General features: G+C 71.0%; 12 protein-coding genes and 1 riboswitch. Of the genes, 5 read left to right on the top strand and 7 right to left on the bottom strand.

Annotated features, from left to right (window positions below; translation table 11 throughout):
• Positions 1 to 89 precede the first annotated feature (89 nt).
• The 3 genes from ABZY57_RS29170 (at position 90) to def (ending at position 3,160) form a co-directional block, all read left to right on the top strand.
• Positions 90 to 1,328 carry an HD domain-containing protein gene (locus tag ABZY57_RS29170; protein ID WP_356516955.1) on the top strand — a complete coding sequence of 413 codons (1,239 nt, stop codon included), beginning with the start codon at positions 90 to 92 and terminating at the stop codon, positions 1,326 to 1,328.
• 117 nt (positions 1,329 to 1,445) lie between these two features.
• The gene (locus tag ABZY57_RS29165; RefSeq protein WP_356516951.1) at positions 1,446 to 2,453 is read left to right on the top strand and encodes a hypothetical protein; all 1,008 of its coding nucleotides are present in this window, start codon (positions 1,446 to 1,448) and stop codon (positions 2,451 to 2,453) included.
• A gap of 65 nt (positions 2,454 to 2,518) precedes the next feature.
• Positions 2,519 to 3,160: a peptide deformylase gene (gene def / locus ABZY57_RS29160; RefSeq protein WP_356516949.1), complete on the top strand. Its 642-nt coding sequence runs from the start codon at positions 2,519 to 2,521 to the stop codon at positions 3,158 to 3,160.
• A gap of 217 nt (positions 3,161 to 3,377) precedes the next feature.
• Here the strand turns inward: def and ABZY57_RS29155 are convergent, their stop codons facing one another.
• Positions 3,378 to 4,358: a helix-turn-helix domain-containing protein gene (locus tag ABZY57_RS29155; protein WP_356516947.1), complete on the bottom strand. Its 981-nt coding sequence runs from the start codon at positions 4,356 to 4,358 to the stop codon at positions 3,378 to 3,380.
• A gap of 81 nt (positions 4,359 to 4,439) precedes the next feature.
• On the opposite strand from ABZY57_RS29155, the gene ABZY57_RS29150 reads away from it, so the two are divergent.
• Positions 4,440 to 4,643 (top strand): hypothetical protein, encoded by a 204-nt coding sequence (locus ABZY57_RS29150; RefSeq protein ID WP_356516945.1) that lies wholly within the window; start codon positions 4,440 to 4,442, stop codon positions 4,641 to 4,643.
• Between the two features lie 107 nt (positions 4,644 to 4,750).
• On the opposite strand, the gene ABZY57_RS29145 is transcribed toward ABZY57_RS29150, so the two are convergent.
• The 6 genes from ABZY57_RS29145 to ABZY57_RS29120 all read right to left on the bottom strand — a co-directional run bounded on the left by ABZY57_RS29145 (position 4,751) and on the right by ABZY57_RS29120 (position 12,517).
• Positions 4,751 to 5,764 carry a ribonucleotide-diphosphate reductase subunit beta gene (locus tag ABZY57_RS29145; protein WP_356516943.1) on the bottom strand — a complete coding sequence of 338 codons (1,014 nt, stop codon included), beginning with the start codon at positions 5,762 to 5,764 and terminating at the stop codon, positions 4,751 to 4,753.
• Positions 5,764 to 8,178, bottom strand: coding sequence for a ribonucleoside-diphosphate reductase subunit alpha (locus ABZY57_RS29140; RefSeq protein ID WP_356516941.1), 2,415 nt, complete (start codon positions 8,176 to 8,178; stop codon positions 5,764 to 5,766). Before ABZY57_RS29140 ends, ABZY57_RS29145 begins: the two co-directional genes overlap by 1 nt.
• A 179-nt stretch (positions 8,179 to 8,357) precedes the next feature.
• Positions 8,358 to 8,439: riboswitch (cobalamin riboswitch) on the bottom strand.
• 91 nt (positions 8,440 to 8,530) lie between these two features.
• Positions 8,531 to 9,028, bottom strand: coding sequence for a GNAT family N-acetyltransferase (locus ABZY57_RS29135; RefSeq protein ID WP_356516939.1), 498 nt, complete (start codon positions 9,026 to 9,028; stop codon positions 8,531 to 8,533).
• A gap of 138 nt (positions 9,029 to 9,166) precedes the next feature.
• On the bottom strand, positions 9,167 to 9,364 hold the full coding sequence (locus ABZY57_RS29130; RefSeq protein WP_356516937.1) for a YbdD/YjiX family protein: 198 nt from the start codon (positions 9,362 to 9,364) through the stop codon (positions 9,167 to 9,169).
• Positions 9,361 to 11,523 carry a carbon starvation CstA family protein gene (locus ABZY57_RS29125; RefSeq protein WP_356516935.1) on the bottom strand — a complete coding sequence of 721 codons (2,163 nt, stop codon included), beginning with the start codon at positions 11,521 to 11,523 and terminating at the stop codon, positions 9,361 to 9,363. The genes ABZY57_RS29130 and ABZY57_RS29125 overlap by 4 nt, the downstream gene beginning before the upstream one ends.
• 229 nt (positions 11,524 to 11,752) lie before the next feature.
• Positions 11,753 to 12,517: a GntR family transcriptional regulator gene (locus tag ABZY57_RS29120; RefSeq protein ID WP_356516953.1), complete on the bottom strand. Its 765-nt coding sequence runs from the start codon at positions 12,515 to 12,517 to the stop codon at positions 11,753 to 11,755.
• Between the two features lie 296 nt (positions 12,518 to 12,813).
• Between ABZY57_RS29120 and ABZY57_RS29115 the strand changes: the two genes are divergently transcribed.
• Positions 12,814 to 14,097: an extracellular solute-binding protein gene (locus tag ABZY57_RS29115; protein WP_356516933.1), complete on the top strand. Its 1,284-nt coding sequence runs from the start codon at positions 12,814 to 12,816 to the stop codon at positions 14,095 to 14,097.
• Positions 14,098 to 14,243: the final 146 nt, after the last annotated feature.

Here is a 14,243-nt window from a genome sequence, read left to right as displayed (position 1 = left end):
GCAACGGCCGGCGGGGAGGCGCCGGGAGCCCCCGGCTCCCCGTCCGCCCCCGCCACGGGGGCGAAGGCGTGAGGGGCCGGACCGTCGGCATCGTGCGCGGGGCCGCCGGGGTGCTGACCGTGGCCGCGCTCGGGCACACCGTGTGGAACGGCCTGCTCGATCCGGGCACCGCCCTCGTCTTCGGCACCCTGATCACCATCGGGGAGCTGGCCCGCCGGGACAGCGGCGGCGCCGCCCACCAGCAGCCCGCGCCGCTCGGATCCGCCGGGGCGCTCGCGTACGCCCTGCTCGGGCAGAACGCCGGGGCCGCCACCCACCACGGGGTCCTGCAGATCGTCGCCGTCGCCGTCACGGCCGCGCTCCTCGGGATCGTCCCGCACATCGCCCGGGGCCGCGGACCCGCCCTCGACCACTTGGCCCGCCGCGTCCTCACCGTCACCTTCGCCGCCGTCTGCTTCCAGCCGCTCTACAACTCCGGGCGGCTGGAGCAATGGGTCGGCCAGGGCCCGTACCTCGCGCTCTTCCTGGTCCTCGTCCTCGGGCTCACGGCCCTGTGCGACGCGGTCCTCGGCGCCGCGCTGGCCGGGTCCCGCACCGGCTGGCCGTTCGCCCCGCTGCTCCGCGACGAGCTCCGCGCCCAGCTGGGCATCGGCTCCGCGATCTGCGCCACGGGCGTGGTCATGGCCCTCGGCGTCGCGGTCGCCGGCCTCTGGGCGGTGCCCGTCTTCAGCGTGCCGCTGCTCCTGACCCAGATGTCCTTCCACCGGATCACCGCCATCCGCACCACCTACCGCCAGACCATCACCTCCCTCGCCCGTGCGACCGAGATCGCCGGCTACACACGGCCCGGCCACTCCCGCCGGGTCGCCGCCCTCAGCTGCGCCGTGGGACGGGAGCTGGGCCTCTCCGAGCGGGAGCTCAGGGTGCTGGAGTACGCCGCCCTCATGCACGACATCGGGCAGCTCTCCCTCGTCGACCCGGTCCCGGCCGGGGCCACCGCCGAGCTGCCCGAGGCCGAGGCCCGCCGGATCGCCGGGCTCGGCGGGGAGGTGGCCCGCCAGACGGGGGTCCCGGCCGAGGTCGCGGTGGTGGTGGAGCTGCAGGCGGACCCGTACCGCGACCAGCCCGTCGCCGCCCGGATCGTGCGCGCGGTCAACGCGTACGACGACCTCGTCGGCGGCGCCCGTCACCCGGGCGGCTCATTGGAGGCGCTGGAGCGGCTGCGGCTGGGCACCGGGCACGACTACCAGCCGGAAGTCGTGGAGTGTCTCGCCAGGGTGCTCGCCCGGGGCGGACGTGCCAGAGTCGTACCCGTCCCGCCTGGGTAACCCATGGGTAATGAGCGGCCGTCCGAGTGGGCATGGTTGGATGCCAGTGAGAGTGTTCCCAGGAGGAGTGTTCGCAGCAGGAGTGTCCCGAGCAAGAGTGTCCGGCAGGCGGGAATCGTGAGGATCTTCGGGAAGGTACGGCATCGGCCCTCCGCCTCGTGGCGGCAGGCCACCGACCGCGCGTTCACGCTGATCGGCGACGGTCGGTACGAGGACGCGGGCGCGCTCCTGACCAGAGCGGCGGACCTGGAACCCTGGCTGTCCGAGTCCTGGTTCAACCTGGCGCTGCTCCACAAGTTCCGCCACGACTGGGAGCAGGCGCGGGCCGCCGGGCTGCGTGCCGTGGCCCTGCTCGACCGGGAGACCGGCGCCCCGGACTGGTGGAACGTCGGCATCGCCGCGACCGCACTGCAGGACTGGCCGCTGGCCCGCCGCGCATGGCAGGCGTACGGGCTGAAGGTTCCCGGAGACCCGCACGGCGCGGGCGCGGGCGCTCACGCGCACGGCGAACCGGTCGGCATGGAGCTCGGGAGCGCGGCCGTACGGCTGTCGCCCGAGGGCGAGGCCGAGGTGGTCTGGGGCCGCCGGCTGGACCCGGCCCGCATGGAGGTCCTGTCGATCCCGCTGCCCTCCTCGGGGCGGCGCTGGGGCGAGGTCGTCCTGCACGACGGGGTGCCGCACGGCGAGCGCGTCACCGCGGCCGGGCCCTCGTACCCCGTGTTCGACGAGATCGAGCTGTGGGCGCCCTCCCCGGTGCCGACCTGGGTGGTGCTCCTGGAGGCGGCTACCGAGGCCGACCGCAACGCCCTGGAGCAGCTGGCCTCCGACGCCGGCTTCGCCGCCGAGGACTGGTCCTCCTCGGTGCGGCTGCTGTGCCGGACCTGCTCGGAGAGCGCGATGCCGAGCGGCGAGGGCGACGGCGAGCACCTGGACCCGCACGACCACAGCGAACCGGGCCACCCCGGCCCGCTGGGGCACCGTACGACCGGGTCCGGTTCCCTGTGGGTGCCCGAGCGGGAGTGCGGGATCGCGGCGCCGGCCGGCCTGGTGCGCGGGCTGCTCGACGGCTGGGTCGCGGACAGTCCGGACAGCCGGGAGTGGCGGGATCTCGAAGAAGTCTGCTGAGCCGGGGCCGTAGTCTGTACCGGCACATCGGTGACTGGTGGAATTACGGAAGGCGTACGGCGGACATGGCGCAGCAGGAGAACGACGTTGTCGAGGTCGGTGGAGTGAACGACGGGTACGTCGTCGACACCGAGGACTGTGAGGCGCGCGAGCTCGCCCACCGCGAGCGCGGCACCGCCCGCCCCATCACGGTGGTCGGCAACCCGGTCCTGCACCGGGAGTGCAAGGACGTCACCGAGTTCGGCGACGAGCTGGCGCAGCTGATCGACGACATGTTCGCCAGCCAGAAGGCCGCCGAGGGCGTGGGCCTCGCCGCGAACCAGATCGGCGTCGACGCCAAGGTCTTCGTCTACGACTGCCCGGACGACGACGGCAACCGGCACACGGGCGTGGTGGTCAACCCCAAGCTCGTCGAGCTGCCGGCCGGTGCCCGGATCCTGGACGACTCCAACGAGGGCTGCCTGTCGGTCCCGACCGCCTACGCCTCGCTGGCCCGCCCGGACTACGCCGAGGTGACCGGCCAGGACGCGCAGGGCAACCCGATCAAGGTGCGGGGCACCGGCTACTTCGCGCGCTGCCTCCAGCACGAGACCGACCACCTGTACGGCTACCTGTACATCGACCGGCTCTCGAAGCGGGACCGCAAGGACGCGCTGCGGCAGATGGAAGAGGGCACCGCCCGCTACGAGACCGTTCCGAACGCGTAGCCCCCGCCCCACAGACGACGAAGGGCGCCCCGCTCCGGTCAGGAGCGGGGCGCCCTTCGCGTGAGCGGCGGGCGCTAGTCCCAGCCGATGTCGCTCCGGCGCGTCATGAGAGCCCCTGTCTGGTCCGACCTTGGTGCGAACCTCCAAAGCCTATCGAAAATGATCAAGGTCCGGGAGTGCGACACCCGCGGGCCGCCCGTCGGCCGCCGGTCGGCCCTCAGGCCGCGGCCGGGCCCCGGAAGGTGCGCCGGAAGGCGTTCGGGGTGGTGTTCAGGGTCCGCAGGAAGTGGTGGCGCAGGGCCGCCGCAGTGCCGAAGCCGCACCGGCCGGCGATCGCGTCCACCGTCTCGTCGGTGGCCTCCAGCAGCTCCTGCGCCAGCAGGACGCGCTGGCGCAGCACCCACTGGTACGGGGTGGTCCCCGTCTCCTGGAGGAAGCGGCGGGCGAAGGTCCGCGCGGACATGTGGGCCCGCTCCGCGAGCTGCTCGACCGTGATCTCCTCCTCCAGGTGGCGGGCCATCCAGCCGATCACCTCGCCCACCGTGTCGCAGGAGGTGCGCGGCAGCGGGCGCTGGATGTACTGCGCCTGCCCGCCGTCCCGGTGCGGCGGTACGACCATCCGCCGGGCGATGGTGTTGGCCACCTCCGCGCCCTGCTCCTGCCGGACGAGGTGCAGGCACGCGTCGATTCCGGAGGCGGTGCCGGCCGAGGTGATGACCTGGCCCTCGTCCACGTAGAGCACGTCCGGGTCGACCCTCGCCTGCGGGAAGCGGCGTTGCAGGGCCGGGGCGTGCATCCAGTGCGTGGTGCAGCGCCGGTCGTCCAGCAGCCCGGCCGCGCCCAGCATGAAGGCCCCGCTGCAGACGCTCAGCACCCGCGCGCCCCGGTCCACGGCCCGCCGCAGGGCCTCCAGGAGCGGCTCCGGGTAGATGCGGGTGGGGGCCTCGCGGTCGGCGGGCAGGCAGATCAGGTCCGCCTCCTCCAGCCGCTCGGGTCCGTGGGGGAGCGTGAGGCGGTAGTGGCCGTCGCCCACGGTGATCGGGTTGTCCTCCATCGCGCAGACGGCGAAATCGTAGGTCGGCAGGCCCGTGGCGCTGCGGTCGACCCCGAAGACCTCGCAGAAGATGCCCATCTCGAAGGGGGTGACCCCGTTCACCACGGCCACGGCCACGTTGTTGAGGGGGGAAGGCTTCAGCATGTCTCCAGTGTGGCAGTAATTCGCTCTTCCATGACAGTCCTGCCACTGTCCGGTTCCGGCCGTCCTGGCGAGAGTGGAGTCATGAACACGCTCCTCGACTACCTCGTCGTCCTCGCCGTCGCCGCCCTGCTCCTGGGCCCCGCCCTCTACGGAACCGCGCGCGAACGCCGCCTCGACCGCCAGATCCGCGCGGCCCGGCAGGCAGACCGGCCCCCGCGGCACCAGCACCGGCCCGCCCGGACGCGCACGCTCCGCATGGCCGTGCGGCACGCCCCCGGACGGTGATCCGGCCCGACGCCGCCCACGGCGGAGCGCCCCCGCCCCGGACCCGGCGGACCGAGTCGCTCTCCCGGGGACGGGGGCGCTGCACAACCGTGCGGACCGCGTCGGACCTAGAAGTCCTCGTCCAGGTCGACCGTGCCCTCGACCGCGACCTGGTAGGCCGACGGGCGGCGCTCGAAGAAGTTCGTCAGCTCCTGGACGCCCTGGAGCTCCATGAAGGTGAACGGGTTCTGCGAGCCGTAGACGGGCGGGAAGCCGAGGCGGACCAGGCGCTGGTCCGCGACGCACTCCAGGTACTCGCGCATCGACTCGGTGTTCATGCCCGGCAGGCCGTCACCGCAGAGGTCGCGGCCGAACTGCAGCTCCGCCTCCACGGCCTCCTTCAGCATGTCGACGACCTGCTGCTGGAGGGCTTCGTCGAAGAGCTCCGGCTCCTCCTTGCGGACCGTGTCCACGACCTCGAACGCGAAGTTCATGTGGCAGGTCTCGTCCCGGAACACCCAGTTGGTGCCCGTCGCCAGACCGTGCAGCAGGCCGCGCGAGCGGAACCAGTACACGTACGCGAACGCCCCGTAGAAGAACAGGCCCTCGATGCACGCGGCGAAGCAGATCAGGTTCAGCAGGAAGCGGCGCCGGTCGGCGGCCGTCTCCAGGCGGTCGATCTTCTCGACCGAGTCCATCCAGCGGAAGCAGAACTGCGCCTTCTCGCGGATCGACGGGATCTCCTCGACGGCGTCGAAGGCGGCCGCGCGGTCGTCCGGGTCGGGCAGGTAGGTGTCGAGCAGCGTCAGGTAGAACTGGACGTGCACGGCCTCCTCGAAGAGCTGGCGCGACAGGTACAGGCGCGCCTCCGGGGAGTTGATGTGCTTGTACAGGGTCAGCACGAGGTTGTTCGAGACGATCGAGTCGCCCGTCGCGAAGAACGCGACCAGGCGGCCGATCATGTGCTGCTCGGCGGGCGTCAGCTTCGCGAGGTCCGCGACGTCCGAGTGGAGGTCGACCTCCTCGACGGTCCAGGTGTTCTTGATCGCGTCCCGGTAGCGCTCGTAGAAGTCCGGGTAGCGCATGGGGCGCAGCGTCAGTTCGAAGCCCGGGTCGAGCAGGTTCTTGTGGGTGGAGCTCATTACTGGCAGGCCTCGCAGGACTCGGGGTTCTCAAGGGAGCAGGCCAGCGCGTCGGCGTCGACGGCCTGCGGGAGCGGGGTGGCGGCCGCCGGGACCGTGCTGCCGGAGGCGGCGCGGGCGATCTTCGTCGCGGGGCGGGAACGCAGGTAGTACGTGGTCTTCAGGCCCTGCTTCCAGGCGTACGCGTACATCGAGCTGAGCTTGCCGATGGTGGGCGTCTCCAGGAACAGGTTCAGCGACTGGGACTGGTCCAGGAACGGCGTACGGGCCGCCGCCATGTCGATCAGTCCGCGCTGCGGGATCTCCCACGCCGTGCGGTACAGCTCGCGCACCTCCGCCGGGATCCAGCCGAAGCCCTGGACCGAGCCGGAGGACTCGCGCAGCGCCTCGCGGGTCTGGGCGTCCCAGACGCCGAGCCGCTTGAGCTCCTGCACCAGGTAGCCGTTGACCTGGAGGAACTCCCCGCTCAGGGTCTCGCGCTTGAAGAGGTTGGAGACCTGCGGCTCGATGCACTCGTAGACGCCCGCGATGGAGGCGATGGTCGCCGTCGGGGCGATCGCGAGGAGCAGGGAGTTGCGCATGCCGGTCTTCGCGACCCGGGCGCGCAGCGCGTCCCAGCGCTCCGGCCAGTTCAGCTCGACGTCGTAGTGGTCGGGGTGCAGGACGCCGCGGGCGGTGCGGGTCCGCTCCCACGCGGGGAGCGGGCCGCTGCGCTCGGCCAGGTCGCACGAGGCCTCGTACGCCGCGAGCATGATGCGCTCGGAGAGCTTGGTGGACAGGGCCTTCGCCTCGGGGGAGTCGAAGGGCAGCTTCAGCTGGAAGAAGACGTCCTGGAGGCCCATCGCGCCCAGGCCCACCGGACGCCAGCGGGCGTTGGAGCGGCCGGCCTGCTCGGTCGGGTAGAAGTTGATGTCCACGACGCGGTCGAGGAAGGTGACCGCGGTGCGGACGGTCTCGTCGATCCGCTCCCAGTCGATCTCGCCGTCCACGACGAAGGCGCCGAGGTTGATCGAGCCGAGGTTGCAGACGGCCGTCTCGCCGTCGTTGGTGACCTCGATGATCTCGGTGCACAGGTTCGAGGAGTGGACGACCGTGCCCGGCTCGGCGGTCTGGTTCGCCGTGCGGTTGGAGGCGTCCTTGAAGGTCATCCAGCCCTGGCCGGTCTGCGCGAGGGTGCGCATCATCCGGCCGTACAGGTCGCGGGCGGGCATGCTCTTGCGGGCCAGGCCCGACTCCTCGGCCTTGCGGTAGGCGGCGTCGAACGCGTCGCCCCACAGGTCGACCAGCTCGGGGACGTCGGCCGGGGAGAACAGCGACCAGTCGGCGTCGGCGTTCACGCGGCGCATGAACTCGTCCGGCACCCAGTGGGCCAGGTTCAGGTTGTGCGTACGGCGCTGGTCCTCACCGGTGTTGTCGCGGAGCTCCAGGAACTCCTCGATGTCCGCGTGCCAGGTCTCCAGGTAGACCGCGGCGGCGCCCTTGCGGCGGCCGCCCTGGTTCACGGCGGCGACGGAGGCGTCGAGGGTCTTCAGGAACGGCACGATGCCGTTGGAGTGGCCGTTCGTACCGCGGATCAGTGAACCGCGGGCGCGGATGCGGGAGTACGAGAGGCCGATGCCGCCGGCGTGCTTGGAGAGGCGCGCGATCTGGTGGTAGCGGTCGTAGATCGAGTCGAGCTCGTCCAGCGGGGAGTCCAGCAGGTAGCAGGAGGACATCTGCGGGTGCCGGGTGCCGGAGTTGAAGAGGGTGGGGGAGGAGGGCAGGTAGTCGAGGCGGCTCATCAGCCGGTACAGCGAGGCCACTTCCTCGACGGCCTGGACCGACCCCGTTTCCGCATCGGACCCCGTCTGCGCGAGGCCGCAGGCCACGCGCAGCATGAAGAACTGCGGGGTCTCGATGACCTGGCGGGTGATCGGGTGCCGCAGCAGGTAGCGGCTGTGCAGGGTGCGCAGGCCGAAGAAGCCGAAGCGGTCGTCGGCGCCCTCGACGAGGGCGTGTTCGACCAGTGCGTCGAGCCGGTTCGCGTGCAGGCGTACGAAGTCTGCGGTGCGGTCGGCGATCAGCCCCTCGCGGTGGCCGACCTCGACGGAGCCGGAGAAGGAGGTGGCGCCCTGGCCGGCGGCCTCGTCGCGCACGGCCAGCGTCAGCAGGCGGGCGGCGAGGCGGGAGTAGGCCGGGTCCTCGGAGATCAGCCCGGCGGCCGCCTCGGTGGCGAGCGTACGGAGCTCCGCCTCGTCGGCGGCGGCGCTGCGGCCGCGCAGCGCGGCGGCGGCGACCCGGCCGGGGTCGGTGTCGGGCAGGTCGGCGGTCAGCTCGGTGAGCGTGCGCAGGAGTGCGGCCCCAGGACCCCCGGCCTCGGTGGTGTAGGCGGACGGGTCGGACGCGGCGCGCGGTGCGGAAGGCGCGATGGTCACGGGGGGAGCTCTCCCTCGCTCGGCTCCGGGACACCGTTGGTGCGGGGCGCGAGGGGGCGCACGTGGGGAGCGCGTGCCTGGCAGGGCCGTGCGCATGCGCCACGTGGCGTCCACCGGCCCAACCGCGAGGCCCGGACGTGTCGGCACCCGGTTCGGTCGAGCCGGGCGCACTGTCGACAGGTCCTCGGACTTGTGACGCACCGAACGGGTCGGTGCATTTCATACCGTTGCGGGACAGTTCCGGATTCTCACCGGATTCCCCTGCGGCGACAGCGAGCATGAGCATACATGTGGGGGCCCGTGCTTGCGGTAGCCCCCACATGTTGTGTCGCTCCCCGCAGGGGGTGCGCCGCTAGAGCTCCAGGCGGTAGGTGAGCAGGGGCAGGCCCGGAACGGGGTACCAGTCGCGCTCCGGCGTCCGTACGAAGCCCAGCCGGTCGTAGATCCGGTGCGCCCCGAGCATCTTCTCCGTGGTCGACAGCACCAGGTGGCTCACGCCCTCCACCTCCCGGGCGCGGCTCACGCAGGCCCGTACGAGGGCCTCGCCCGCGCCGCGTCCGCGCGCCGCCGGGGAGACGGCCAGCATCCGGAACTCCGCCTCGCCGGGGCCCGCGATATCGCACAGCGGGCTGCCGGGAGGGGCGAAGGTCACACCGCCGAGCAGCGTTCCCTCGTACTCCGCGACGAGCACCTCGCCGTCGGGGGCCCGGCCGGCGACGTCGCGCAGCCGGCTCAGGTAGGGGTCCTCCTCGGCGAAGTCCAGCAGTCCGTCGTCGAGGTAGGCCCGTGCGGTGATCTCGGCGAGCTCTTCGTATTCGGCGACCGCCGCCGTCCTGATGATGATGTCCATGGCTCCGAGTGTGCGACAGGACGGACGGGACGCGGAAAGGGCCGCCGCGCTCCCGCCGGGACGGCGGGAGCGCGGCGGCCCTTGTCGGCCCACTGGTTCAGCGGCGGCGGTCGGGCCGCAGCCGTTCGGCGGCGCGGTTCAGCAGCAGCGGAACCCTTCGCGCGGATCGCCCTCGCGGGCGTCCGTACGGGCCCGCTCGAAGGCCCGGCGCGAGGGGACCTCGGCGTCGGGGTCGTGCGAGCGGGCGTGGGCGACGTAGCGGTCGTAGGCCGCCTCGCCCGAGAACTCCCGTACGAAGTACCGGGCCCGGCCCAGCGCGTGGCGCAGGCGCGTCACGCCGGTTCTCGCACGGCGTCCTTGGTGCGGCCCCCGCCCGAGTCGAGGCCGGCCTCCGCGAGCTCCGCGCGCTCCTCGGCGGTCGGGATGAGACCGGCCGGGGCGACGATCTTCGACTCGGTCCACGGGACCTCGACCAGGGTGACCGACTCGGGCTTGCGGATGGCCTTGAAACAGGTCCGGGCCGCGTCCACCAGCACGATGATGATCAGCAGGGCGAAGAACACCGACAGGACGCCGTCCACCGTGGCGTTGGTGACCACGGTGTGCATCTCGTCCATGTTCTTGGCGGGCTTGAGGACCTTGCCGGCGTCGATGCCGTCCTGGTACACGTCCCGCTGCGCGAAGAAGCCGATCTTCGGGTTGTCGGAGAAGATCTTCTGGTAGCTGGCGGTGAGCGTGACGGCGAGGTCCCAGGCCAGCGGAACGCCCGTCACCCAGGCCCACTTGAGCCGGCCCGACTTGATCAGCAGGGTGGTGCAGACGGCCAGGGCGACCGCCGCGAGGAGCTGGTTCGCGATGCCGAACAGCGGGAAGAGCTGGTTGATGCCGCCCAGCGGGTCCTTGACGCCGACCCACAGGAAGTAGCCCCAGCCGCCGACGACGATCGCGCTGGCGAACCAGACGCCCGGCTTCCAGCTGACGTTCTTGAAGGACTTGTGCACGTTGCCGAGGGTGTCCTGCAGCATGAAGCGGCCCACGCGGGTGCCCGCGTCGACCGTCGTCAGGATGAACAGGGCCTCGAACATGATCGCGAAGTGGTACCAGAACGCCTTCATCGAGGCGCCGCCGATCACGGCGGAGAAGATCTCCGACATTCCGAGTGCGAAGGTCGGCGCGCCGCCCGTACGGGACAGCAGGCTGGTCTCCTCCACGTCCTTCGCGGCCTGGGTGAGGGCCTCGGGGGAGATGGCGAAGCCGAAGTTCGTCACGGCCTGGGAGGCCGTCTCGACGGTGGCGCCGACGACCCCGCCGGGGGAGTTGATGGCGAAGTACAGGCCCGGATCGATGATGCAGGCCGCGATGATCGCCATGACGGCGACGAAGGACTCGGTCAGCATCGCGCCGTAGCCGATGACCCTGACCTGGGTCTCCTTCTGGATCATCTTCGGGGTGGTGCCCGAGGAGACCAGGGAGTGGAAGCCGGACAGGGCTCCGCAGGCGATGGTGATGAAGACGAACGGGAACATCGAGCCGGCGAAGACCGGGCCGTCGCCGCGCGAGGCGAAGTCGGTGATCGCGGGCATCTTCAGCGTCGGCATGGCGATGACCACGCCGAGGGCCAGCAGCCCGATGGTGCCCACCTTCATGAAGGTGGAGAGGTAGTCGCGCGGGGCGAGCAGCATCCACACCGGCAGGACGGACGCCACGAAGCCGTAGGCGACCATCCAGATGACCAGCGTCTCCTTCTCCAGGGTGAAGGTGTCCGCCAGGGAGGACTCGGCGACCCAGCCGCCCGCGACGATGGCGAGCAGCAGCAGCGCGACACCGATGACGGAGACCTCGGTGACCTTGCCCGGGCGCAGGACGCGCAGGTAGAAGCCCATGAAGAGGGCGATCGGGATGGTCATGCCGATGGAGAAGACGCCCCACGGGGAGTGCGCCAGCGCGTTGACGATGACCAGGGCCAGCACGGCCAGCAGGATGATCATGATGGCGAAGACGCCGACCAGGGCGGCGGCGCCGCCGACCGGGCCGATCTCGTCCCGGGCCATCTGGCCGAGCGAACGGCCGTTGCGCCGGGTGGAGAAGAAGAGCGTGACCATGTCCTGGACGGCGCCCGCGAAGATCACGCCCACGACGATCCAGATGGTGCCGGGCAGGTAGCCCATCTGTGAGGCGAGGACGGGACCCACGAGCGGTCCGGCGCCGGCGATGGCGGCGAAGTGATGGCCGAAAAGCACCCGCCGGTCGGTCGGGTGGAAGTCGACACCGTTGTCAAGGCGTTCGGCAGGGGTGGCGCGGGTCTTGTCCACCTTCAGGACGCGGTTCGCGATGAAGCGTGCGTAGAAGCGGTAGCCGATCGCGTACGAACCCAGGGCCGCGGCGAGCAGCCAGGCGGCCGAGATCTCCTCGCCGCGCGAGAGGGCCAGCACGCCCCAGCCGATGGCCCCGACGAGCCCGACGAGCACCCATACGGCCACGGCCTTGGGGGACATGCCCCCTGATGGAGAAGGCGAGCCCGGCGTGATGCCCGGACTCGCCGCGTCCCGTACCGCCCGTGTCGCTTCCGGCTGCGTGCCGTCGGGCCGTGTTGCTTCCGGTCCTGGTTCCGTCATGATCCGTCGTCCCCTCGTCGATCATCTGCGTAAGCGCAGGGAATCTACGGGGGCTCGACCGCTGGATGTAAGCCCCCGTCCGCATAGCGGAACGAGAGTCAACTACGAATCAGACGACGGGGCGCTGGAGTCGGGCGACGAACTTGTAACGATCGCCGCGGTAAACGGAACGCACCCACTCGACGGGCTCCCCGTCGGTGTCCAGCGAATGGCGGGAAAGCAGCAGCATCGGCAGCCCGACGTCGGTGCCGAGCAGCCCGGCCTCCCGCGGGGTGGCCAGCGAGGTCTCGATGGTCTCCTCCGCTTCGGCGAGGCGCACGTCGTACACCTCGGCGAGGGCGGTGTAGAGGGAGGTGTACTTGACCAGCGAACGGCGCAGCGCGGGGAAGCGCTTGGCCGACAGGTGCGTGGTCTCGATGGCCATCGGCTCTCCGCTGGCCAGGCGGAGGCGTTCGATGCGCAGGACCCGGCCACCGGTGGCGATCTTGAGGAGGCCGGCGAGGGTGTCGTCGGCCGTAACGTAGCCGATGTCCAGTAGCTGGGAGGTGGGTTCCAGGCCCTGCGCCCTCATGTCCTCGGTGTACGAGGAGAGTTGGAGGGGCTGGGAGACCTTCGGCTTGGCGACGAAGGTTCCCTTGCCCTGGATCCGCTCCAGTCGGCCCTCGACGACGAGCTCCTGAAGAGCCTGTCGCACCGTGGTGCGGGAGGTGTCGAACTCGGCCGCGAGCGTGCGCTCGGGCGGCACCGGCGTGCCGGGTGGAAGGGTTTCGGTCATATCGAGCAAGTGGCGCTTGAGCCGGTAGTACTTGGGCACGCGTGCCGTGCGGGTGGCCGCCCCGCTGTCCGGCTCCGTGATCGCCCCTTCGGTGGCCATCGCCGCCCGCCTTCCCGACTCCAGTTTCGTTGCCGTCACCGGCTCCTCCGATATGTGCGGTCACATCGTGACACGGGAGGGAGGGCAGGCCTCCTCCCTCCCCCAGGTGTCGGTCCGATAACGGACCGATCACCCGCTCATTAGACCCTTGACACCCCTAAAGGTCTAGGCCAAGCTCCAGCTACTGGTCTACACCAATATGGATCGGATCCCGGCCCCACGGGCAGTACTTGGTGCTTTTTGAGTCACCGCGGCGGGCAAGGGAAGTTGCAGGCAGCATCCCTGAGGAGGGTGGCGTGAAGCGCAAGCTCATCGCGGCGGTCAGTGTCGCGGGCATGATGGTCGGAGTCGCGGCGTGCGGCAACGGCGGCGACGACAAGGCGAAGGCCGACGCGGGTGGCGCCAAGGAGATCACCGTCTGGGTGATGGACGGCTCCGCACCGAAGGCATGGATCGACGCGGTCAACGCGGAGTTCTCGGCCAAGCACCCGGGTGTCACGGTCAAGGTCGAAACGCAGCAGTGGAAGGGCATTCAGGAGAAGGTCACGACGGCCCTCTCCGAGAACACCCCGCCGGACGTCCTGGAGCTCGGCAACACCCAGACCGCGGGTTACGCGGTCACCGGTGGCCTCGCCGACCTGACCAAGGACAAGGCGAAGCTCGGCGCGGACGCCTGGGCGAAGGGCATGCTGGCTTCGGCCGAGATGGACGGCAAGCTCTACTCCGCTCCGTGGTACGCGGCCAACCGCGTCGTCATCTATGACAAGAAGGCCTACGCGAAGGCCGGCGTCACCCCGCCGACCACCCGCGACGAATGGGTCGCCGGTCTGGAGAAGCTGAAGGCGGCCGACCCGGCCTCGCAGCCGATCTACCTGCCCGGCCAGAGCTGGTACGTCCTCGCGGGCTTCATCTGGGACGAGGGCGGCGACCTCGCCGTCAAGGACGGCGCCAAGTGGAAGGGTGGCCTCGCCACCCCGCAGGCCGCCTCCGCGATGGACTTCTACAAGAAGCTCCAGTCCTTCTCCACCGCCCCGAAGGACAAGGACGAGGCGACCCCGCAGCAGTCCACCGACATCGTTCCCAAGGGCGGCGTCTCGTCCTGGATCGGTCTCGGCTGGGAGGCCGGCGGCGCGGAGAAGGCGCTGAAGGACGCGGGCAAGGAAGCCGACTTCGGCTACTTCCCGATCCCGGGCAAGACCGCCGACAAGACGGGCACCGTGTTCCTCGGCGGCTCGAACCTGGCGATCGCCGAGCGCTCCAAGAACAAGGACCTCGCCAAGGAGTGGCTGGCCCTCGCCGCAGGCAAGGACCAGATGACCAAGTACGCCGCCGAGACCAAGGGCGCGCTGCTCCCGAACCAGGTGGGCGCGAACTTCACCCCGCCGGCGGGCTCCTTCGCCGAGGCCATGGCCAAGGCCGGCGCCAACGGCAAGATCACCCCGGTGACCGCGGGCTGGGCGAACGTCGAGACCGAGCCGAACCCGGTCAAGGACTTCATGACCAAGGTCCTGAACGGCACGGACGCGGCCAAGGCCGGCGCCGACGCCGACGCCGAGATCGCGAAGCGCATCAACCAGTAGGACCGGGCACCGCCTGAAGTACCTGCAGCACCCGCAGTACCAGTAGTGATCGCACCGGGGGGTGGGGGGGGGGGCCGGGGCGCCCCCCCGCCCCCCCCCCCCCCGCGGTGCACAAACACCCCCCCCCCCGGCGCGGGGGGGGGCCG

It is taken from the genome of Streptomyces sp. NPDC006450, assembly GCF_040612195.1.
Lineage (GTDB): Bacteria > Actinomycetota > Actinomycetes > Streptomycetales > Streptomycetaceae > Streptomyces.
Note: the sequence above shows the minus strand (reverse complement) of the source record. Positions and strands in the feature narration are given on the sequence as shown.